18 protein-coding genes are annotated in these 21,875 nt (G+C 46.9%); 2 read left to right on the top strand and 16 right to left on the bottom strand.

Annotated features, from left to right (window positions below; all coding sequences use genetic code 11):
• The first annotated feature begins 13 nt into the window (after window positions 1-13).
• Window positions 14-709, top strand: a complete 696-nt coding sequence (locus tag WH43_RS09445; RefSeq protein WP_053424361.1) for a tellurite resistance TerB family protein — start codon at window positions 14-16, stop codon at window positions 707-709.
• 68 nt (window positions 710-777) lie between these two features.
• On the opposite strand, the gene argH is transcribed toward WH43_RS09445, so the two are convergent.
• The 10 genes from argH to metB form a co-directional block, all read right to left on the bottom strand.
• Complete coding sequence (gene argH, locus WH43_RS09440) at window positions 778-2,157, bottom strand: argininosuccinate lyase (protein ID WP_053424360.1); 1,380 nt, start codon at window positions 2,155-2,157, stop codon at window positions 778-780.
• 198 nt (window positions 2,158-2,355) lie between these two features.
• A complete protein-coding gene (locus tag WH43_RS09435; protein ID WP_286049632.1) occupies window positions 2,356-3,564 on the bottom strand; it encodes an argininosuccinate synthase in 1,209 nt (402 codons plus the stop codon).
• A gap of 2 nt (window positions 3,565-3,566) precedes the next feature.
• Window positions 3,567-4,481: an ornithine carbamoyltransferase gene (locus WH43_RS09430; protein ID WP_053424358.1), complete on the bottom strand. Its 915-nt coding sequence runs from the start codon at window positions 4,479-4,481 to the stop codon at window positions 3,567-3,569.
• 217 nt (window positions 4,482-4,698) lie between these two features.
• The gene (argB, locus tag WH43_RS09425; RefSeq protein ID WP_053424357.1) at window positions 4,699-5,481 is read right to left on the bottom strand and encodes an acetylglutamate kinase; all 783 of its coding nucleotides are present in this window, start codon (window positions 5,479-5,481) and stop codon (window positions 4,699-4,701) included.
• Window positions 5,478-6,518 (bottom strand): N-acetyl-gamma-glutamyl-phosphate reductase, encoded by a 1,041-nt coding sequence (gene argC, locus WH43_RS09420; RefSeq protein ID WP_053424412.1) that lies wholly within the window; start codon window positions 6,516-6,518, stop codon window positions 5,478-5,480. The genes argB and argC overlap by 4 nt, the downstream gene beginning before the upstream one ends.
• A gap of 339 nt (window positions 6,519-6,857) precedes the next feature.
• The gene (dauA, locus tag WH43_RS09415; RefSeq protein ID WP_152342819.1) at window positions 6,858-8,636 is read right to left on the bottom strand and encodes a C4-dicarboxylic acid transporter DauA; all 1,779 of its coding nucleotides are present in this window, start codon (window positions 8,634-8,636) and stop codon (window positions 6,858-6,860) included.
• 52 nt (window positions 8,637-8,688) lie between these two features.
• Window positions 8,689-9,222: an RNA 2',3'-cyclic phosphodiesterase gene (gene thpR / locus WH43_RS09410; protein WP_053424356.1), complete on the bottom strand. Its 534-nt coding sequence runs from the start codon at window positions 9,220-9,222 to the stop codon at window positions 8,689-8,691.
• A 13-nt stretch (window positions 9,223-9,235) separates the two neighbouring features.
• Window positions 9,236-10,138 carry a methylenetetrahydrofolate reductase gene (metF, locus tag WH43_RS09405; protein WP_053424355.1) on the bottom strand — a complete coding sequence of 301 codons (903 nt, stop codon included), beginning with the start codon at window positions 10,136-10,138 and terminating at the stop codon, window positions 9,236-9,238.
• Window positions 10,139-10,146: 8 nt separating this feature from the next.
• Entirely contained in the window at window positions 10,147-12,534 is a 2,388-nt protein-coding gene (gene metL / locus WH43_RS09400) for a bifunctional aspartate kinase/homoserine dehydrogenase II (protein ID WP_053424354.1), read from the bottom strand.
• Between the two features lie 10 nt (window positions 12,535-12,544).
• On the bottom strand, window positions 12,545-13,819 hold the full coding sequence (gene metB, locus WH43_RS09395; protein ID WP_053424353.1) for a cystathionine gamma-synthase: 1,275 nt from the start codon (window positions 13,817-13,819) through the stop codon (window positions 12,545-12,547).
• Between the two features lie 211 nt (window positions 13,820-14,030).
• On the opposite strand from metB, the gene metJ reads away from it, so the two are divergent.
• Window positions 14,031-14,366: a met regulon transcriptional regulator MetJ gene (gene metJ, locus WH43_RS09390; RefSeq protein WP_008900448.1), complete on the top strand. Its 336-nt coding sequence runs from the start codon at window positions 14,031-14,033 to the stop codon at window positions 14,364-14,366.
• Window positions 14,367-14,539: 173 nt separating this feature from the next.
• Here metJ and WH43_RS09385 read toward each other — a convergent pair whose 3' ends face one another.
• The 6 genes from WH43_RS09385 to queA form a co-directional block, all read right to left on the bottom strand.
• Window positions 14,540-15,781: a malic enzyme-like NAD(P)-binding protein gene (locus WH43_RS09385; protein WP_053424352.1), complete on the bottom strand. Its 1,242-nt coding sequence runs from the start codon at window positions 15,779-15,781 to the stop codon at window positions 14,540-14,542.
• 557 nt (window positions 15,782-16,338) lie between these two features.
• Complete coding sequence (gene secF, locus WH43_RS09380) at window positions 16,339-17,280, bottom strand: protein translocase subunit SecF (protein WP_053424351.1); 942 nt, start codon at window positions 17,278-17,280, stop codon at window positions 16,339-16,341.
• 9 nt (window positions 17,281-17,289) lie between these two features.
• Entirely contained in the window at window positions 17,290-19,140 is a 1,851-nt protein-coding gene (gene secD / locus WH43_RS09375) for a protein translocase subunit SecD (RefSeq protein ID WP_053424350.1), read from the bottom strand.
• 12 nt (window positions 19,141-19,152) lie between these two features.
• On the bottom strand, window positions 19,153-19,491 hold the full coding sequence (yajC, locus tag WH43_RS09370; protein ID WP_053424349.1) for a preprotein translocase subunit YajC: 339 nt from the start codon (window positions 19,489-19,491) through the stop codon (window positions 19,153-19,155).
• A 45-nt stretch (window positions 19,492-19,536) separates the two neighbouring features.
• Complete coding sequence (tgt, locus tag WH43_RS09365) at window positions 19,537-20,670, bottom strand: tRNA guanosine(34) transglycosylase Tgt (protein WP_053424348.1); 1,134 nt, start codon at window positions 20,668-20,670, stop codon at window positions 19,537-19,539.
• 110 nt (window positions 20,671-20,780) lie between these two features.
• Window positions 20,781-21,815 (bottom strand): tRNA preQ1(34) S-adenosylmethionine ribosyltransferase-isomerase QueA, encoded by a 1,035-nt coding sequence (gene queA, locus WH43_RS09360; RefSeq protein WP_053424347.1) that lies wholly within the window; start codon window positions 21,813-21,815, stop codon window positions 20,781-20,783.
• Window positions 21,816-21,875 lie beyond the last annotated feature (60 nt).

Genomic DNA, 21,875 nt, shown 5'->3' with positions numbered 1-21,875 from the left:
AGGACTTCTATCAATGAATACTAAAGGTTTATTGGACCAGTTGCTTAAGGCCGGTTCTGATCTGATGCAACAGAAATCAGTATCACAGAGTTCTCATCAATCATCTGCCTCCTCTTCAGTCAGTAAATTAATGTCAGGTTTTGGTGGCGGGGCCATATCCGGTGGTGCTTTAGCTATGCTGCTTGGCTCAAAAAAAGGCCGCAGCCTCGGTGGAAAAGTCATCACCTATGGCGGTTTAGCTGCACTGGGAGTACTGGCTTATAAAGCCTATGGCAACTGGCAGCAACAGAACAAAGGCACAGTAGACCAGCATGAACCTCAAACTGTAGACCGTTTGCCTGCACCGCAAGCCGAACAACACAGTCACGCTATATTAAAAGCATTAATAGGCGCAGCCAAAGCCGATGGTCATATTGATCAACAGGAACGCGAATTGATTGACAGCGAAATAGCAAAACTGACCTCAGATTTAAGCCTGCAACGCTGGTTTGATCAGGAACTGGCAAAACCATTAGACCCTGCCGATATCGCAAGTGCTGCCACGACACAGGAAATGGCGGCTGAGATGTATCTGGCGAGCCTGTTGGTGATCAACGAGCAAAACTATATGGAAGGGGCTTATCTGCAGGAACTGGCACGTCAGTTGAAACTGCCCACTGAGCTCAAAGCTGAGCTGGATTTTCAGGCCAAACAGGCGTTAGCCGCTTAACTTTTGGCTGCGCTAAAAAGCAAAAAGCCGGATCAAAAATCCGGCTTTTTTCGTTGGACCAGCTCAATTCAAAGTGCTTCAAACCAAACTTTGGTGGCGTCTAAAGCTTCTTTAACCCGGTCAGGACTGGTGCCTGCTAAAGATGCACGTTTCGCCAAACCAGCTTCAATAGTCAGAGCTGCAAACACGTCATCACTGATCAAAGGTGATACCTGCTGCATTTCAGCTAAAGCTAAAGCTTCCAGCGGTTTTTGCTGCTTCGAAGCCACCAGCACCAACTCACCAGATAACTCATGAGCGTCACGGAAGGCGATGCCTTTACCGACCAGATAATCGGCCAGATCGGTGGCATTGCTGTAGCCAAGCTCTGCGGCTAAGCGACAGCGTTCTACATTCACCGATAGATGCGGCAGCACTGTCGCCAGCACCAGCAAGCATTGTTGCCAGCTTGCCATTAAATCAAAAAAGCCCTGCTTGTCTTCCTGCATATCTTTGTTGTACGCCAGAGGCAAACCTTTGAGGACATGCAAAATAGCCACTAAATGACCCAACACCCGGCCGGTTTTGCCACGCAATAATTCAAACACATCAGGGTTTTTCTTTTGTGGCATCAAGGACGAACCACTGCTAATCGCATCACCGAGCTTAAAGAAAGCCGCTTCGCCCGAGCAGAAGAAAATCACGTCTTCGGATAAACGCGATAAATGCGTCATACACAAAGAGGCTGCAGCAGATAACTCCACCACATAGTCCCGGTCGGACACTGCATCCAGGCTATTCAGTGCTGCAGATTGAAAACCTAAACGCTGGGCTAAGGCGGTGCGGTCGATTTGAATACCAGTACCAGCCAAAGCACCACAACCTAAAGGACAGACGTCCATCCGCGCTAACGCATCGTCAATACGGCTGAGATCGCGTTTAAACATTTCGATGTACGCCAAAGCCCAGTGACTAACCAGCACAGGCTGAGCCCGTTGCAGATGAGTAAAGCCAGGCATCACAGCACCAAAATGCGCATCAGCAAAAGTAACCAAAGCCCCAATAGCGTTGATTAAGGTGTCGCGTACCTGAGTGGCATTCAGCTTGGTCCACAAACGTAAGTCGGTGGCCACTAAGTCGTTACGGCTGCGGCCTGTGTGCAGCTTTTTCGCTACCACACCAATTTTTTGCTGCAACTGAGCTTCCACCCAGCTATGAATATCTTCTTCCTGCGTCTGCAGCGGCAGCTTTGGATTCGATTCGAGCGCTAAAGCTAAATCAGCCAAAGCATGATCCAGTTGTTCTGCTTCAGCTGTGGTAATAATGCCAGCTTCAAGCAAGCCTATGGTCCAGGCACGGGAGGCCTGAATATCCTGTTGCGCCAGCAGATAGTCAAAACTTAATGAGTCATTAAATTCACTGAACTCGGCCAGACTGGCTTCGGTAAACCGACCACCCCACATCGCCATGATAAATACCTCTGCATTAATAGTAGATATACCCAAAGTAATTGATGTTGCGGCGCGACAGCAAGAGAGCGAGCCCCCATGAACATAGTAGTCCTATGTGATTGGGGCGAGAGAACGCAGTCAACAAAGCGGCAGCTTCAAGTACGAAGGGTATAGAATGGGCGGCCTGGTAGCCGCCCTAATAATTACGCCAAGAGCTTAACCTTTGCTATGCAAAGCACGAATACGGCTGGCTAAGCTATACAGGCGGATAAAACCTGCAGCGTCTTTTTGGTTGTACACTTCATCGCCTTCAAAAGTGGCGAAAGCTTCTGAGTACAGGCTGTTGGGTGAACGGCGTTGCGTTACAGTCACGTTGCCTTTGTACAGTTTGACCACTATGTCGCCTGTCAGTTGATCAGCAAGTGAAGTAGCTGCTGCTAACAAAGCATCTTTTAACGGCGTGAACCAACGGCCATCATAGACCAGCTGAGCAAACTCTAAGCCCACTTCTTCACGGTATTTCAGTGAAGTGCGGTCATACACCAAAGATTCCAGTGCACGTAAAGCCGCCACTAAAATAGTGCCACCAGGGGTTTCGTAACAACCGCGGGATTTCATCCCCACTAAACGGTTTTCAACTATGTCGATACGGCCTACGCCATGCTCTGAACCAATAGCATTCAGCACCTCAATGGCTTTGACAGGAGCTACCACTTCACCGTTTAACTTAGTCAGTTCGCCTTTTTCAAAACTTAACTGAATATGTTCGGCTTTATCCGGCGCCTGCTCTGGTGATTTAGTCCACATCCAGATTTGGTCAGATGGCTCATTCCATGGGTTTTCAATCTCACCACCTTCGTGCGAGATATGCCATAAGTTAGCATCTCGGCTATAGATTTTGGTGGCAGAAGCAGTAGTAGGCACATTTTTCTCAGCCAGATAATTGAGCAGTGACTGACGCGAGTTAAATTGCCATTCACGCCATGGTGCTATCACTTTTAACTGTGGAGCTAAGGCAGCAAAAGCACCTTCAAAACGCACCTGGTCATTACCTTTACCGGTACAGCCGTGACACAACGCATCAGCACCTAATTTCAGCGCCAGCTCAACCTGAGCACGGGCAATCACAGGGCGTGCCATAGAAGTACCCAGTAAATACTGGCCTTCATACACTGCACCTGTTTTTAAGGTAGGGTAAATCACTTCTTTGACTAATTCTTCGCGCAAGTCGACCACGTAGCACGAGCTGGCACCTGACTTAATGGCTTTTTCTTCCACGCCAGCCAGTTCTTCATCACCCTGACCTACGTTGGCCACAAAGGCGATGACTTCACAGTCATAGTTGTCTTTTAACCAAGGCACTATGGCTGATGTGTCTAAACCACCTGAATACGCTAACACTACTTTTTTGATACTCATGTCCAACCTCAACTAAATAAACTGACTAATACGGCATTCTGAGCGTGCATACGGTTTTCTGCCTGCTGCAACACTAAGGAATTATCACTATCCAGAACTTCGCTGGTCACTTCATGCCCACGGTGTGCTGGCAGGCAGTGCATAAAATGTTTGATGGCTAAACGCTGCATCACTGCAGTATTTATTTGGTAAGGTGCAAACAGGTTCTCGACCAGTTTAGGGTCGGCCTTTGCGCCCATCGACAACCAGGTGTCGGTGTAAATAGCATCAGCGCCAGCTGCTGCGGACACATGCTGACTTAAAGTCAGTTTAGCGCCGCTTTTTTCTGCTATCGCCTGAGCTTTTAACAGTACATGAGCATCAGGACCAAAGCCTTGTGGTGTGACCACTGTCAGCGTCATCCCCATAATGGCAGCGCCTAACATCAGCGAGTGGCAGACATTGTTCCCATCGCCGACAAAAGCCAGATGCACCTGGCTTAAATCGCCATAATGCTCTTTTAACGTCAACAAATCGGCCAGAGCCTGACAAGGATGATACAAATCGCTCAGTGCGTTAATCACTGGTTTTTTGCTGCTTTGCGAAAGCAATACTAATGTTTTCTGAGAATAGACCCGCGCCACTATGGCATCACACCAACAGGCCAGGTTACTGCCAAAATCTTCCACTGATTCACGTACGCCCATAGCTCCGTTTTGCTGATCCAGATAGACACTGTGACCACCCAATTTATTGATCCCTACATCAAAGCTGACGCGGGTTCGCAAAGAAGGTTTTTCAAACAACAAGGCAATGCTTTTGCCTTTGAGCGCAGAGCTGTATTGCTCTGGGTGTTGTTTGATCTGAAGCGCAAGCTCCAGCAGGTCGGATAATTGGGTCTGGTCTAATTCAGCTAAACATAAAAGCTGGGTTAATTTACTCATAAAAACACACTGCATGTCCGCTAGGCGGCATCCTTATCGTTGCAACACACCCTTATGGTGTGTTTTGTTTCGGGATCAATAGACTCATCAAATCAATTGATGTGGCTATATACCCAAAGTAATTGGAGTTGCAGCGAGGCGACAAGGGCGTGAGCCCCCAGGAGCATAGTAACCTATGCGACTGGGGAGAGAGCACGCAGTCAACAAAGCTGCAGCTTCAAGAACGAAGGGTATACACGATGCAAGTACCTACTGCTTCTTGTTGCATCAACTTTAATAAATCGTCCGGATGCTGCCATCCTGCCACTGTAATATTACGTTTCAGTGCTTGAGCCGTTTCGAGCGCTGCGTCCAGTTTTACTTTCATGCCACCTTTAATCACGCCATCAAGCACCAGTTGCTGCGCTTCTGCTGCGGTTAAAGTTGGGATGAGTTGCATAGTGGCATCGAGAATACCAGGCACATCAGTCAGTAAGACCAGTTGGCCCTGCACCAGCTGACAAATAGCAGCAGCTGCAATATCAGCATTCACATTCAATAACTGACCATCAGCACTTAAGCCAATAGAGCTGAATACAGGGGTAAAACCCTGGGCCAATAAGGTATTCAGCAGCAGTGGATTGTTTGGTTTAGCAATGCCCACAGCGCCTAATTTATGATTGATATCAAAAGCTAAACTACTACCTGCTGCCAGACTTAAACCTACAGGATTTAACCCCTGTAAGGTGGCCCGAGCCACCATATCCGCATTAACAGCACCATCTAAAGCACCGGTGATCACGGGCATTTGTTCGGCTGGTGATACCCGCTGGCCATCAATTTTTTGAGTCTCGAAACCAAATTTGGCCAGCCACTGATCGACCTGATCGCCACCGCCATGCACCAGCACGATCGGATACTGAGTTTTAAGCTCTGCACAAACTTTTAATAAGGCATCTAAAGCGGCCTGATCCTGCAATAAACGGCCACCCATTTTCAGAACTAAAGGTGTCTGGTTCATTCTGCTGCTCCTGCAAATAAACCTGCAGTTTCAGGAGCACCAAATTTGATATTGGCCGCCTGCATCGCCTGAGCCGCAGCACCTTTGAGCAGGTTATCAATAGCGGACACAATCACCAGCTGCTCAGCATCCTGTTGCCAGTGGATATCACAAAATGGGGTACCCGCCACATCAGCCACATTGGGCGAATGTTTGACTAAACGTACTAATGGCTTAGTTGCATAAGCTTGCTGGAAAGCGGTAGCTACTTGCTCTGCAGTCACACCAGATTTTAAAGTCACCACGCTGGTGGCCAGAATGCCACGCTTAAAGTTGCCTAAATGCGGCGTGAACACCACTTTACGGCCTAAGTTCTGTTCGATTTCAGGTCTGTGTCTGTGTTTAAAAAAGCCATAAGCATTTAAGCCTACTTCACAAAATGAGGTGTTTAATGCCGCTTTACGACCCGCACCTGACACACCGCTGGTAGCGTTGATCACAGGAATACAACCATCAGCCACTAAACCTGCTTTTAATAAAGGCAATAACGCCAGCGAACAGGCCGTTGGGTAACAACCAGGCACTGAAACCAGCTGTGGCAACGGCTTATCCAGCCACTCCATTAATGAATACACAGCTTGATCCAAGAGTTCCGGATGCTGATGCTCGTAACCATAATATTTAGGATACAAAGCCGGGTCTTTTAAACGGAAAGCGCCGGATAAATCAAACACAGCTATGCCTTTGGCCAATAACAAAGGCGTGACCGCTTCACTGACTTCATGAGGTAAAGCTAAAAAGGCCACATCCAGTTTGCCTGCTAACTCTTCCACTAAATCATCCGTCCACGGCTGCACCTGGATATCCACAACGTTTTGATAACGTGGATATAAATTCGAAAAAGGTTCAGCAGCGCGGCCAGCGGAAGCAAAAGCGTAACTCAACTCAAAATACGGGTTCCGTGCCAACATAACGGCCAGTTCGGCGCCGCTATAGCCGGCAGCACCTAATACAGCGCTGCGCAGTTTGGTGGTAGAGGAAGTGGATTGAGTGGACATAGGTCGCTGAGTCTCCGAAAACAAAAATAATAAATTAAGGCCACGCCAAAAAAGTGTGGCCAGTGTAGTGGCTTCGCCATGCAGTTTCAAGAATTATTATGCTGAATTAGTGAATTTTTATTTTATTTAATTCATAAATTCAAACAAGCACCTGATCCACTGCAGAAAGACCACAGCTTAGACCAAAATGCCCCAAGGCAGAAGTCGGATATACCCATCGTGCTTGAAATTGCCGCTTTGTTGACTTCGCCATCTCGCCCCGGTCACATAGGTTAACTATGCTCCCGGGGTCTCACTGGCTTGTCGCCTCGCCGCACCTTCAAGTAACTTGGGTATACATCAAAGACCCACAGCTTCGCCCTGAGGATCGATGTTCTGGCCAGGCAGGCTGTTGAGCGCGTCAGTTAAGCTTGAATAAAAACTCAAAATACCGGGCAAAGGCTGCACCTTAGCTTTGGCCAGCGTTTTTAGCGGTTGAAAGGTTAAGTCTGTCACCAATAAATGCGTGCCCTGTTTTTCAGCCAGACTGACCAGTTTGGTAAAAGCAGAGAGCCCACCGGCATCCATCAAAGTCACGGCATCCATCACTAAAATAGCGCCTTGTTGTTGTTTGAGTTTGACCGATAGCTCACCAAACACTCGGTCGGCTGCGGCGAAAAACAAAGGGCCGCTGATGCGAAATGCTTTCCAGCCTTGCGGCAAAGGCTCAAGCAGGTATTTTCTGTTATGACTGATATCAGCGACACGAGTCATATCGGCCACTTGCTTCACAAAGAAGAAGGCCGCTATCACCATGCCACAGCTGATAGCAATGACCATATCAAACAGCACAGTACAGAGAAAACAGATCAGGAAAATAATAATGTCGTTACGGGGCGCTGTTTTTAGCAGATGCACAGCTTTAGGCGCTTCACTCATATTCCATGCCACCACCAACAGCAAAGCGGCCATAGCCGCCATAGGTAGATAGGCCAATACAGGTGCCAGTACCAGCAAAGCCAATAACACCACCAAGGCATGGACCATAGCAGCTATCGGCGATTGAGCACCAGCACGCACGTTAGCTGCAGATCGGGCTAAAGCCGCTGTTGCAGTAAAGCCGCCTAAAAATGGCGCTACTATATTGCCAATGCCCTGGCCTAATAATTCGCTGTTGGCGCTGTGTCTGCGCCCTGTCATACCATCCAAGACTACGGCGCAAAGCAAAGACTCAATAGCGCCTAACATCGCCATCGCAAAAGCTGCTGCCAATAAGTCTTTCACCATTTGAGTGCTGAACTGCAACTCTTGGCCGTCCGGGCCGGCCTGTAGCCAGGGCCAGTTGAATTCAGGCAATACTGCAGGTATGCCCTGCCCTTGCGAGCCATCAGGCAATAAATAGCTAAAACGACTGCCTATGGTATCTAGCTCCAGCCCATAGTGAGCAAGCGCCAGAGCCAAGCAAGTTGCAACCACTATGGCAGGTAAATGGGGTGGTAAAGGCAGTTTGAGTTTTGGCCAGAGCCACATCACAGTCAAAGTGACTGCAGCGACCAGTAAGGATGGCCAATGCAGATCGGGTAAAGCGAAAGACAGTTGCTGTAGTTTTTCCAGATAATGTTCAGATAGCTTGTCGATTGGTAAACCAAACACATCTTTGATTTGCAAAGTGGCAATCACCACAGCAATACCGCTGGTAAAACCTAAGGTCACAGCTTCGGGAATATATTCGATAAAACGGCCGAAACGCATAGCGGCCATAATGATCAGCATTACCCCAGACAATATGGTGGCGAGCAGCAAACCCGCCAGACCATAACTTTGCGCAACAGGGTATAAAATAACCACAAAAGCAGCGGTAGGACCGCTAATGCTGTAGCGCGAACCGCCTGCCAGAGCAATTAAAAAACCTGCAATCACAGCTGTATACAAACCGTATTGCGGCGGCACACCACTGGCAATCGCCAGCGCCATCGCCAGCGGAATAGCGATAATACCGACAGTAATACCGGCCAGCAGATCCAGCTTAAAAGCACCAAAGCTATAGCCTTCAGCCAGACTTCCCGCAGCGCATGACCGATACGTAAAGAAAACAAATAAGAGCGGTGCGACATCTGAATCCGTCCAGTGGCAAAACACAAGCTAAGTGTAACTAAGTCTAGCGACTAAGGTGTTGATCTAGTGTAAAGATCTAGCCCTTTGGGACTAAAGTATAAGTTTCTACACTCTGATACATCACCCCCTGCTCTGTGCTGATGGAGTGATACAAAGCCACTTCTGTGCAAAGCAGGTGTAAAGGCCGCACTGCTAATGGAAAAGTACCGCCAGACTGAAACCTCCGCGCCAGGGTGACATGAGGCACAAAACGTTCCGGCACAGGCGCATTCAGAAAAGGCAAAGCCATCTGCTGCAGTTGCTGTTGCAATAAAATCAGAGCTTGAGGAGGTTGAGAGATACCCAGATACAATACTTTGGCATGGCTGAACTGATTCAGTTGGTCAAAACAAAGTTCAAAAGGCGATAGCTCCTGAAACAATTTCAGGCTTTCTGACCATAACTGCTGTTGCACAGGGAAAGCTTGTTGGCCTAAAAACACCAAAGTCAGATGCAGATTGTGAGCTGGGTGCCATTTAGCATTCTGACACAGTGCAGGCTGCTGATAAGCATGCAGCAGCCGTTGTTGTTCAGTGCTGAACTTCAGACTCAAAAAACATCTGTCGTTCATCTTATGAATAACCTCAGGCAATGGCACTCTGAGGCCGTACACCTAATAAATGACAGATAGCGTAGGTCAGTTCACTGCGGTTTAAAGTGTAGAAGTGGAAGTGATTCACTCCTTCACGGCTTAATACTTTCACCATCTCCATGGCGATGTTGGCTGCCACCAGATTACGGGTGGTGGCATCCTGTTCCAGACCTTCATAGGCCTTATTCATCCAGCCTGGTATAGCCACATTGGTCATAGTGGCGAATTTTTGCAGCTGCTGGAAGTTGGTCACAGGCAAAATGCCCGGTACTATTTCTACATCTATACCAATAGCAGCACAGCGGTCGCGGTAACGTAAGTATTTTTCAGGGTCAAAAAAGAACTGGGTAATAGCACGGGACGCGCCAGCATCGACTTTGCGTTTTAAGTTCAGTAAATCAAACTGCGCATTGGGTGATTCAGGGTGAACTTCAGGGTAAGCCGCCACTGAAATATCAAAGTCAGCCACTGAACGTAAAATTTCAACTAAATCCGCGGCATACAAAGCTGGTTTTTCTTTATTGCCTGGCGGTAAATCACCACGCAAAGCAACAATATGCCGAATGCCATTGTCCCAATAGTCTTTAGCAATACGCTCAAGTTCAGCACGGCTGGCATCCACACAAGTTAAATGTGGCGCAGCTATTAAGCCGGTACGTTGTTTAATCGATTTAATAATGTCGTGGGTACGGTCACGTTCGCCTGAGTTGGCACCATAAGTCACAGAAACAAAGGAAGGTGCCAAAGGCGCTAAACGTTCAATCGATTGCCATAAAGTGTTTTCCATCTGTTCTGTCTTAGGCGGAAAAAACTCAAAACTAACGTTGACCTTGCCTGCCACATCCTGCAGGTTGCGGTTCATGGATTCTAAATACTGTGCGCTGACAAAAGACATATTATTTCTCACTTCACCCAGGCTGCGGCCTGAGCCTGACTATGTTTAGCTGCTTTGGCAGCGGCAATTTTTTGTTTGGCTAAAATGGCTAAGTCGGCATGCACACCACCAGCCGTCACCTGACGACCAGCGCCTGGGCCTTTTAACACCAACGGATTCTGTTGATACCAGTCGGACTCAATGACAAAAATATTGTCACAAGGCAAAATGGCTGCCAGCGGATCTGTCTGTTCTACCGCCACCAAGGACACCTGCGCCTTGGCTTTGCCTGCTGCTATCTTTAAATCGGCGACATAACGTAAGACTTTACCTGCCGCCTGAGCTTGTTGCTGTAGCGCTGCTAATTCCAGATCAAGCACTTCACGTCCTGCCCAAAAGTCATCCATGCTGCCAGCACTTAACGAAGCGGGTAATAAAGGTTGTAATTCAATCTGGTCTATATCCAAAGCTAAATCCAGCTCACGGGCCAGCACCAGCAATTTACGTTGCACATCTTTACCTGATAAATCATCGCGTGGATCGGGTTCAGTCAGGCCCAATTGCTGCGCTTCTGAGACAAAATCCGAAAAAGCTTTGCTACCATCAAATTTTGCCAGCAACCAGGACAAAGTACCGGAGAAAATGCCGCTGATGCGATGTACTGTATCGCCGCTGCTTTTTAATTCCTGCAATAAACGTTGTACCGGCAAACCTGCACCTACAGTGGTATTACTCAGCCACTGCACCTGCTGCTGTTCAGCCGCCTGTCTAATATGCTGATACTGCGCCAGTGGCAAGGTCACACCTTGTTTATTGGCACTGATTAAATCCAAACCTGCGTTGATAAACTGCGGATAACGTTCGGCAAAAGCACGGCTTGGGGTTAAATCCACCAGCACTTTAGGTTCAGGTAACTGCTGCAGCGCCAGCTCCAGTTGAGCTTCTGTATAAGCAGGAGCCAAAGCCAGCGCCTGTTGCCAGTTGTGAATATCGATTTTTTCGGCAAAAAGTGCCTGACGGGAATTCAATACCCCTGCCAGTTTTAACTCAATTTGACCCGCAAAGGCTTGTTGCTGTTTCGCTAATAAAGCTAGAAATTCTGCCCCCACGTTACCAGTACCAGCCACCACCACATTCAATTGGACCTGAGTTGGCAGTAATAATTGATGTAGCTCTGTTAGCTCTAACGAAGTTAAGGCAGGCTGAAATAACCATAATGCCAGCTGCTCATCTTCAAAATGAAAAGCGGCTTGCTGACGGTCTAACCAACGCCCTGCTACAGCATTGACTTGTTTCTGCTGGCGAGCTGCTGGCTTGACCCAGGCCACTGCATGAAAAGTCTGAGGATTCACCCTGGCAAAAACTTGTTGTCCCGCCAGATAACTTAACAAAGTATCCACCTGATGGCTGGCGACTATCCATTGATTTAACGCCTTAGGTGCGGCGAAGACTGTAATTTGTAAGGCGGAAGCCACAGCTGCAGCTGTTAATTTGCAGTTATCCGGCACTGTCACTAAGGCCGCTTGTGTTAAGTCAGTTAAAAACTGTACTTCAATAGCGGCTTGTTGGCTGACTTTGCAGCCTGGGTGATTCGGCTCAAAACTACTGCGCACTATCAATTCGGCCGGTGCATCCAATAAAGGACTTAAAGTTTTAGCGTGCAACACCGGATTACCCAGCTGCGCCAAAGTTAAAGCCTGTTGCCACGGCACCTGGCGATAAGCCCGGGCTGAAGGAACTTTACGTGGGTCGGCGCTATAAATGGCATCGACATCAGTCCAGATATGAATAGCCTGAGCTTTGACTAAACGGCCTACAATAGTTGCTGAATAGTCACTGCCATTGCGGCCCAAAGTAATGCTGTTGCCTTGTAAATCGCGGGCTATATAGCCTGTCACCACTTTAATGCCACTGGTTTCAAAAGGGGCCAGCCATGAAGAGGACACCTCGTATTGCACTTCATTGCCGTCCAAACGTAAAAAGTCACGGGCATCGATAGCTGTAGCAGCTAAGCCTTTTTGATTCAGTAAAGCCGCCAATAATTGGCTGGATAAACGCTCACCTGTGGCCAATACATCGTTAAATTGGTTAGTCGCCAAATGGCCCGGCACTTCGGCCAACCAGCTCTGTACTTTGCGGATAAGCACAGCCGCGTTTTGTTCATTTAAAGTGCGCTGAATAAGTAAGCTCAACTTTTCAGTCAGTTGCTGTAACAGTGCAGCAAAAAGCTCTGGTTGTTCACGGCTGTCGATGAGCGCCAGTAATTCATCCGTAGTGTCGCCAGGGGCTGATACCACCACCCAGGCTTGTGGCTCTTTTGCCACAATAGCTGCGACTGCAGAAAAACGCTCAGCACTGGCTAAGCTGCTGCCACCAAATTTATGCACTGTATTTTTATGATTTAAGGTACTACTCATCACTCGCCACCTACCACAACACACTAAGTGCCGGGTTTAATCTGAATTGCTGTTGTTCGTTTTTTACAGGATCTGCAACTGCGGGCTCTGACTGAACCTGTTGTGTTTTAGTGTTTTGTTTGACAGCCGCATCTACAGCAGCAAAAGCCTGTGCCAGATCGGCTATTAAATCCTGAGCTTCTTCAATACCTACAGATAAACGAATTAAAGTCGGGCCTATACCAGCGGCTTTTTGGGTCGCTGCATCTAAAGAGGCATGAGTCATAGAACCAGGGTGACAGATTAAGCTTTCAATACCACCTAAAGACTGGGCCAAAGTGAAACACTGCAGGGCTGCAAAAAATACCGCCAAATAGGCTTCATCGGCAGCTAAATCAAAACTCAGCATCGAACCAAAACCGTGCTGTTGTGCTTTGGCAATGGCATGACCCGGATGATCTTTTAAGCCAGGGTAATAAACCCGCCCCACCAGCGGCTGTTTTTGCAGGAAATCCACCACCAGCTCTGCATTGTGCTGATGTTGTTTAATTCGCGGCAGCAAAGTGCGCAGGCCACGTAAGGTTTGATAGGCATCAAAAGCACCACCAGTGACACCTAAACAGTTCGCCCACCATTTCAGCTCATCGCCCACTGCGGCGTCTTTGGCAATTAAAGCACCACCAACTATATCGCTGTGGCCATTAATAAACTTCGTAGTGGAATGAACCACTATGTCAGCACCCAGCGCGATAGGATTTTGCAAAGCCGGTGATAAAAAGGTGTTGTCTACCACCAGAATAGCGTTTAGTGTTTTTGCCAGCTCTGCAGCGGCTTTGACATCCGTAATTTGCAGCAATGGATTACTTGGCGTTTCCACCCAAATCATTTTCGGCTGTGCTGCCTTTACTTGTTCTGCCCAGTCAGCTTGCTGGAAATTCACCACAACCAGCTGAAAAGCTTTTTTACGCTTGGCTAAATTCAGAAATAAACGATAACTGCCGCCGTAACAATCATGCGGAATGACTAAGGTATCTTCCGGGCCAATCAATTGCAGCGCCAGCAGGCAAGCCGACATACCGGTGCCGGTAATTAACCCCTTAGCCCCACCTTCCAGCTCTGCTAATGCGTCGCCTAACAAATCTCGTGTTGGGTTATTAGAACGCGAATAATCGTACTTGCCCGGCTGCTTAAAAGCTTTGAGTTCATAAGTTGAGGTTAAATACAAAGGCGGCGTCACAGCACCATAAGCAGAGTCCTGCGCTATTCCGGCGCGGGCAGCTACTGTGGCTGAATGTGGTTTGCTCATAAAAAACCTCAAATTTAGATGTTTAGACGTCTAAAAGTATACTCAGCAAAAATAAGAAGTCAAAACATTTAGACGTCTGTACTATTAAATCTTGCGCAGAGTTTGTACTCGGGGGTATAAAGAAGTAAAATTTCGCCCAATTACGTTTACGTGCGCGACAACGTAGAAAAGGTCAGCAGACCACATAACTAAATTCAATCAAGGTATCCCTATGGCAAAGTGGAATGGTGAGTATGTTCACCCTTATGCGGAACACGGAAAGAAGTCCGAACAGGTGAAAAAGATTACAGTCTCAATCCCGTTGAACGTTTTGAAAGTGTTAACAGATGAAAGAACCCGCCGCCAGGTGAATAACCTGCGTCATGCCACCAATAGCGAATTATTATGTGAAGCGTTTTTGCATGCCTTCACTGGCCAGCCTTTGCCGGCAGATGAAGACTTACGCAAAGACAACCCACATCAGATCCCAGTGGAAGTGCGTAACATTTTAACCAGTATGGGTAAACCAATTCCTGTGATCCAGGAAGCGGATTCAGACGAAGAGTAATTAAAAAGGGCCAGAGTTTCGACTCTGGCCCCACGTATAAATCTAAGTATAACCAAAGTAATTGGAGTTGCAGGGAGGCGACAAGAGCGTGAGACCCCAGGAGCATAGTTGACCTATGTGACTGGGGCGAGCGAGCGCAGTCAACAAAGCTGCAGCTTCAAGTACGAAGGGTATTACCGCATATAATTTTCAGGCATTGGCAAACGCGCCACTCCAGATGCCACAGCAGCTTCTGCTACAGCGCGGGCGACGCGGGATAACAACCGAGGGTCCATTGGCTTTGGAATAATATACTGAGCACCAAACTCCAGTTTATCTACTTGGGCAGCTGTTAACACAGCCTGAGATACTGGCTCTTTAGCAATAGCACGAATCGCCTGCACTGCTGCCAGTTTCATCTCATCATTAATCACTTTGGCACGCACGTCCAAAGCACCACGGAAGATAAAGGGGAAACACAAGACGTTATTAACCTGGTTCGGGTAATCCGAACGACCCGTTGCCATAATTAAATCGCTACGCTGGGCATGAGCCAGTTCAGGTTTAATTTCTGGATCCGGATTCGAACAGGCGAAAATCACCGGTTTATCGGCCATCAACTTTAAGGTTTCAGCGGGCAAGGCATCAGGTCCAGACACACCAACAAATACATCAGCGCCATCCATTGCATCTTCCAGTGTGCGCTTGTCAGTGTTATTGGCAAACAGCTCTTTGTATTGATTTAAATCGTTACGACGGGTATGGATCACGCCCTTAGTGTCGAGCATATAAATATGTTCGCGTTTCGCACCACATTTTATCAGTAGCTCCATACAGGCAATAGCCGCTGCACCTGCGCCTAAACAAACAATAACCACTTTACTGATGTCTTTGCCCTGAATTTCCAGCGCATTCAATAAACCTGCAGCTGTCACAATAGCTGTGCCGTGCTGATCATCGTGAAAAACCGGAATATTGCAGCGTTTTATTAGCTCTTTTTCAATCTCAAAACACTCAGGCGACTTAATATCTTCCAGATTAATACCACCGAAGGTGTCGGCGATATTGGCCACTGTGTTGATAAATTCTTCCGTAGTACGATGCGTGACTTCTATATCTATAGAATCAAGGCCAGCAAAACGCTTGAATAATAAGGCTTTGCCTTCCATCACCGGCTTGGATGCCATAGGGCCTAAGTTACCTAAACCTAAAATAGCGGTGCCATTACTAATGACAGCCACCAGATTACCTTTGCCGGTGTATTTATAAACATCGTCTATATTATTGGCAATTTCACGCACAGGTTCAGCCACACCTGGACTGTACGCCAACGCGAGATCTTTGACTGTTTCAGCAGCTTTACTGATTTCAATACTGATTTTGCCCGGTTTAGGCTCGGCGTGATACTTCAGCGCCTGTTCTCGAAAATCTGACATAGGTAGAGGTTCCATGAGTAGGTAAGTATGCCCTGTGGGCTATTTTCTTTTATTTGCTATGAGTTGTGGTGCAACCCAAAAGGTGGCTCATTCTAAAGAGCAACACCATTCTTTAGAACCACTAATTTTCAGATCGTACCAGTAACAAGTCGCTGATTAGCAGAACTCAGGCTGATGTTTTCTCTGTTCCGTCAGGTGTTTTTGTAGGGTAAACCTGTCCGAAGTAGACTGCTGAAAACTTCAACAACAAAGCTCTATACGTCTGTTATAACAAGTTTTACTTAGAGCGCCAAGGGCTAAAACCAGACTGATCAGACCAGAGAAAGGCAAAATGATAAAGCATGCAGTTTTCCTTCATCTTTAATCAGATACTTTTGACTAAAAACTGCATAACTATGCAAAGGAGGAGAACGAGAATTAAATAAACCAAATAAAATCAAAAAGATAGAAAATAAAAGTACAGATAATAAGCGGACAACTTATGCAGGGCGAAATATTTTTTCTGCTACAAAAAATAAAGGCCGGAAACCGGCCTTTATCAGATTGCTCAAAGACAGTTAAAGCGAGGGCGTATTCTCACCTTCTTTTTCAATCACTTCAGGTAACAAATCTTCGCGGCTTGCACCTAGTAACACAGCAATAGAACTTGCTACGTAAATTGAAGAATAAGTACCAATGGCAATACCAAACAATAAAGCGGCAGCGAAACCATGCAACAATGGGCCGCCTAAATAAAACAGCGCCACCAGTGACAAAGCGGTAGTGCCTGACGTAATAGTAGTACGGCTCAGTGTAGAGGTAATAGCATCGTTCACTGTCTCTTCGACTGTGGCTTCACGCAACTTACGGAACATCTCACGGATACGGTCGAATACCACTATAGTATCGTTGATGGAATAACCGACCAAGGCTAACAAAGCTGCCAGCACGGTGAGATCAAACTCCATTCCGGTAATTGAGAACATCCCCATAGTCACTATCACATCGTGAATTAACGCAAGCACAGCACCTACTGAATAACGCCATTCAAAGCGGAAGGCGACATACATCATAATGCCGATAAAAGAGGCCAACAAAGCCAACATACCGTCATCTTTCAGCTCGTCACCGACTGAAGCACTCACCTGTTCAACGCGACGCTTGGTGACTTCGCCTTTTTCCACTTTTTGAATAGACTTAATGATCTGTTCGCCTACAACTGCCTGATCAACATCAGCCCGTGGTGCAATACGGATCATCACTTCAGTTGATGTACCAAAATATTGTACTATCGCATCCGGAAAGCCATCAGCAGCTAAAGCAGTACGGATTTTTGGCAAATCTGCTTGTTGCTCAAAGCCTGCCTCTACCACTATACCGCCGGTAAAATCCAGACCAAAGTTAATACCTTTAGTAAAGATACTGAACAAGGACCCCAGTACCAACAACAAAGAAAGTATGATGGCCGGCGATTTGAAACGCATAAAATTGAGCGGTTCTTTAAAATCAAGAAACTTCATCATAATTCCTTATATAGGTAACTTTTCAACTTTACGGCCACCCCAGATCAGATTAACAAACAATCTGGACACGGTCACAGCGGTAAAGATAGAGGTGATAATACCCAAGGCTAAAGTCACAGCAAAACCTTTCACCGGGCCAGAACCTAAACCAAACAGGATAATCGCCACTAAGAAAGTAGTAATGTTGGAATCGGTAATAGTAGCAAAAGCTCTGTTATAACCTTCATGAATAGCTTGCTGCACAGAACGACCATTCGCAAGCTCTTCCCGAATACGCTCGTTGATCAGTACGTTAGCATCAATTGCCATACCTATGGTCAACAGGATACCCGCCATACCAGGTAAAGTCAGAGTAGCGCCAGGCACCATAGACAACACGCCTATTAGCAACACTACGTTACAGGCCAAAGCAAGGTTCGCCACCATACCAACGCCTTTGTAGTAAATTGCCATAAAGATTACTGTCAACAACATACCCCACATAATAGCGTTAGTACCCAGCTCTATGTTTTCCTGACCCAAGCTCGGGCCTATAGTACGTTCTTCTACAATTTGAATGGGAGCAATCAAAGCACCGGCACGTAATAACAGCGCCAAATTTTGCGCTTCAGCCGGGCTGTCTACACCTGTAATACGGAAACTGCGGCCTAAACGAGCCTGAATAGTGGCGACGTTAATTACTTCTTCTTTTTTCTCAAGAATAGTGCGGCCTTGGGCGTCTTTTTTGTCCGTAGGCTTGTATTCAATGAATACAGTGGCCATTTGCTTACCAATAGCTTCTTTAGTGGCTTGCGAGAAGGTATTCCCCCCTTTGGCATCTAAATCGATATTCACCTGAGGACGGCTATACTCGTCGAAGCTACTATTGGCACCAATAATGTGGTTACCTGTCAGCATCACTCGTTTTTGCAGCAATACTGGACGACCCTGACGATCGTTATACAACTGTGCATTAGGCGGCACCCGACCGTCTATCGCACTTTGTAAATCACCAGCTTCATCTACCATACGAAATTCAAGAGTGGCCGTTGCACCTAAAATTTCTTTGGCGCGAGCTGTATCCTGCACACCGGGCAATTGGACCACGATACGCTCAGCGCCCTGGCGCTGCACTAAAGGTTCTGCCACACCAATGGCATTGACGCGGTTGCGGATGATGGTGATGTTTTGTGCCACTGCATCTTCACGTAATGCTTTGATTTTGATTTCACTAAAAGCAGCCACCAAGGTCAGATCATCAGCTTCGGTAAAAGTCATATCGCGGTCTTTACCGCTTAACAAGGTTTTAGCGGCAGCTAAATCTTCAGCACTACGGAAACTCAGGTTGACCTTTAAATTAGGCACATCGGCAGTCACTGCACGGTAACGCACTTTGGCTTCACGTAAATCTGTGCGGTAGAGCAGCACTAAATCGTTAACGTTTTTTTCCATCGCAGTTTTCATGTCCACTTCCATCAGGAAATGCACACCACCACGTAAATCCAGACCCAATTTCATCGGGGCTGCACCTATAGCATCCAGCCAGGCCGGTGTAGCCGGAGCCAGATTTAACGCCGTAACGAAGTTGTCGCCCAAGATGTCATTAGCTACTTCACGGGCTTTTAACTGATCTTCTGTATTTAAAAAACGAACCAGCACCTGGCCTTTTTCCAATACAGCTGACTTCGGTGTTAAACCTTGTTGTGTAAAAGCTTTTTGCAGCTGTTCCACAGTTTGCTGAGTAACATCAGCACCACGGGTTGCATTGATTTGTAAGGACGGGTCATTGGGATACAGATTCGGCAGGGCGTACAGCATGCTGACGCCCAGAACGATGATCACCAATAAGTACCGCCAGATAGAATTCTGGTTTAACACATTAAAATCCTTTTACAGTGATTTCATCGTGCCTTTCGGCAGTACGGCAGCGATAGCAGACTTCTGCACTGTGACTTCAGTGCTGTCGTTTAATGCGATAGCAACAAAATCTTTATCTTCTGCGATTTTAGCGATCCGACCCACTAAGCCACCTTGTGTTAAGACTTCATCACCTTTACCTAAAGCAGCCATCAGATTTTTATGCTCTTTGACACGTTTAGCTTGTGGACGGTAAATCAGGAAGTAGAAGATCAGACCAAAAGCCACCAGCATAATCAGTAAATCCCAACCACCACCAGCAGGTGCAGCAGCGGGAGTATTAGCATACGCATTGGAAATAAATAAACTCATTACATGTCCCCTAAAGTTTTAAATGAAAAAATTAAAAATGAACTCTTATTGTTCTGTCAGGCTATCTTCCAGCGGCGGTATATCCATACCCCGTTTCTGGTAAAACTCAGCCACAAAATCTTCCAGCTTTTGTTCAGCTATAGCTGCACGTAAGCCTTGCATTAACTTCTGATAATGATGCAAGTTATGGATGGTATTCAAGCGAGCGCCCAAAATCTCATTGCATCTGTCCAGATGGTGTAGATATGACCGAGAATAATTTTTACAAGTGTAGCAATCACATTCTGCATCTAAAGTTGAGGTGTCGTCTTTGTGTTTAGCGTTACGGATCTTAATCACACCAGTGCTGACAAACAAATGACCATTACGGGCATTGCGGGTTGGCATCACACAATCGAACATATCAATACCGCGGCGTACCGCTTCCACTATATCTTCAGGTTTACCCACACCCATTAAGTAACGTGGCTTGTGCTGTGGCATCTGGCCAGTAGTGTGATTAAGGATGTTAATCATATCCTCTTTCGGCTCACCTACGGATAAACCGCCTATGGCATAACCATCAAAGCCAATTTCTTCCAAACCTTGTAACGAGATATCCCGCAAATTCGGATACATACCGCCCTGAATAATACCAAAGAGCGCTGCCGGATTATCGCCATGTTCATCTTTACTGCGCTTAGCCCAGCGCAATGACATTTCCATTGATTTTTTCGCTTGCTGCTCTGTCGCCGGGTATGGCGTACATTCATCAAAAATCATCACGATGTCTGAGCCTAAATCACGTTGCACCTGCATGGAGCGCTCAGGTGTTAACATAATTTTTTCGCCATTGAGTGGTGAACGGAAAGTCACACCTTCTTCTTTGATTTTACGCAGTTCACCCAAGCTGAATACCTGGAAACCACCAGAATCCGTCAGAATAGGTTTGTGCCAGTGCATAAAATCATGCAAATCACCGTGTTTTTTGATGATTTCTGTGCCTGGGCGCAGCATTAAGTGGAAAGTATTACCTAAACAGATTTGTGCACCCGTCGCTTCCAGCTCTTCAGGCGTCATACCTTTGACTGTGCCATAAGTGCCCACAGGCATAAATGCAGGAGTTTCAACAATGCCGCGCTCGAATACGAGACGACCACGACGGGCCTTGCCGTCGGTTTTTAACAATTCAAATTTCACGTGCTACCTCAGTCTCTGCCAGAAAAACAGTCCGGCTTTTTTCGCGCACGATTGTAGCAGAACAAAAGGCCAAACCCCACCCTTAAAGCGGGATCTGCCTTGTGACGAATTTAGAGAATAAGCATCGCATCGCCGTAAGAATAAAAACGATATTCTTGCTCTATGGCGGTTTGATAGGCCCGCATCACATAGTCTTTTTGACTAAAAGCACTGACCAGCATAATCAGAGTGGACTCCGGCAGATGGAAGTTGGTGATCAAACCATCAATGACCTGAAACTGATAACCAGGGTAAATAAAAATTTTGGTATCGCCGCTGTAAGGCTGTAATGCCTTGCCTTGCTGTAATGCAATTTGAGCGGCAGATTCAAGCGAGCGCACCGAAGTAGTACCTACAGCTACTACTCGGTTACCGCGGGCTTTACAGGCGTGAATGGCGTCCACCACTGCCTGATCCACTTCGATGTACTCCGCGTGCATCTGATGATCCAGTACATTATCCACCCGTACCGGCTGAAAAGTACCAGCCCCGACATGCAAAGTGACATAAGCAAACTCTACACCTTTAGCTTTTAAAGCAGCTAACAATGGCTCATCAAAATGCAAACCAGCAGTGGGTGCCGCGACAGCACCGGGTTTCTGGTTATAGACAGTCTGATACCGCTGTTTATCTTCGTCGCTGTCAGGTCGGTCTATGTAAGGCGGCAGTGGCATATGCCCCAATCTGTCCAGCATCCCAAGCAAAGGTTCATCACCCAACAACTCCAGCTCAAATAAGGTGTCATGGCGCTGCAGCATTTTTAGCTTTGTGTTGTCATCGACCAGAATAATAGTATCTGGCTTTGGTGCTTTACTGGCGCGCACATGAGCTAAAAAGCGCTGACTATCCAGTACACGCTCAAGCAGAATTTCAACTTTACCGCCTGATTCTTTTTGACCAAATAAACGGGCTGGTATGACTCGGGTATTGTTAAATACCAATAAATCACCGCTGTTGAGTTGTGCTACCAAATCAGTGAACACCAGATGGGATAACTCACCTGTCTGGCGCTGCATTTTTAATAAACGACTGCTGGAACGTTCAGCCTTAGGAAAACGAGCGATCAGCTGCTCTGGCAGCTCAAAGGAAAAATCTTTTACTTGCATGTTATCTAGTCCGCTTTACCGACAAACTTTATCCCATCGGCTTTGATGCCGACATCCAAA

It is taken from the genome of Rheinheimera sp. KL1 (assembly GCF_001275035.1).
GTDB lineage: Bacteria > Pseudomonadota > Gammaproteobacteria > Enterobacterales > Alteromonadaceae > Pararheinheimera > Pararheinheimera tangshanensis.
This window is presented reverse-complemented; position numbering and strand designations above follow the sequence as displayed.

What these genes read in the sequence shown, in the direction of transcription:
- WH43_RS09445 (WP_053424361.1), top strand. Translation starts at nt 14, where the DNA reads ATGAATACTAAAGGTTTATTGGACCAGTTGCTTAAGGCCGGTTCTGAT.
- argH (WP_053424360.1), bottom strand. Translation starts at nt 2,157, where the DNA reads ATGGCGATGTGGGGTGGTCGGTTTACCGAAGCCAGTCTGGCCGAGTTC.
- WH43_RS09430 (WP_053424358.1), bottom strand. Translation starts at nt 4,481, where the DNA reads ATGAGTAAATTAACCCAGCTTTTATGTTTAGCTGAATTAGACCAGACC.
- argB (WP_053424357.1), bottom strand. Translation starts at nt 5,481, where the DNA reads ATGAACCAGACACCTTTAGTTCTGAAAATGGGTGGCCGTTTATTGCAG.
- argC (WP_053424412.1), bottom strand. Translation starts at nt 6,518, where the DNA reads ATGTCCACTCAATCCACTTCCTCTACCACCAAACTGCGCAGCGCTGTA.
- thpR (WP_053424356.1), bottom strand. Translation starts at nt 9,222, where the DNA reads ATGAACGACAGATGTTTTTTGAGTCTGAAGTTCAGCACTGAACAACAA.
- metF (WP_053424355.1), bottom strand. Translation starts at nt 10,138, where the DNA reads ATGTCTTTTGTCAGCGCACAGTATTTAGAATCCATGAACCGCAACCTG.
- metL (WP_053424354.1), bottom strand. Translation starts at nt 12,534, where the DNA reads ATGAGTAGTACCTTAAATCATAAAAATACAGTGCATAAATTTGGTGGC.
- metB (WP_053424353.1), bottom strand. Translation starts at nt 13,819, where the DNA reads ATGAGCAAACCACATTCAGCCACAGTAGCTGCCCGCGCCGGAATAGCG.
- metJ (WP_008900448.1), top strand. Translation starts at nt 14,031, where the DNA reads ATGGCAAAGTGGAATGGTGAGTATGTTCACCCTTATGCGGAACACGGA.
- WH43_RS09385 (WP_053424352.1), bottom strand. Translation starts at nt 15,781, where the DNA reads ATGTCAGATTTTCGAGAACAGGCGCTGAAGTATCACGCCGAGCCTAAA.
- secF (WP_053424351.1), bottom strand. Translation starts at nt 17,280, where the DNA reads ATGAAGTTTCTTGATTTTAAAGAACCGCTCAATTTTATGCGTTTCAAA.
- yajC (WP_053424349.1), bottom strand. Translation starts at nt 19,491, where the DNA reads ATGAGTTTATTTATTTCCAATGCGTATGCTAATACTCCCGCTGCTGCA.
- queA (WP_053424347.1), bottom strand. Translation starts at nt 21,815, where the DNA reads ATGCAAGTAAAAGATTTTTCCTTTGAGCTGCCAGAGCAGCTGATCGCT.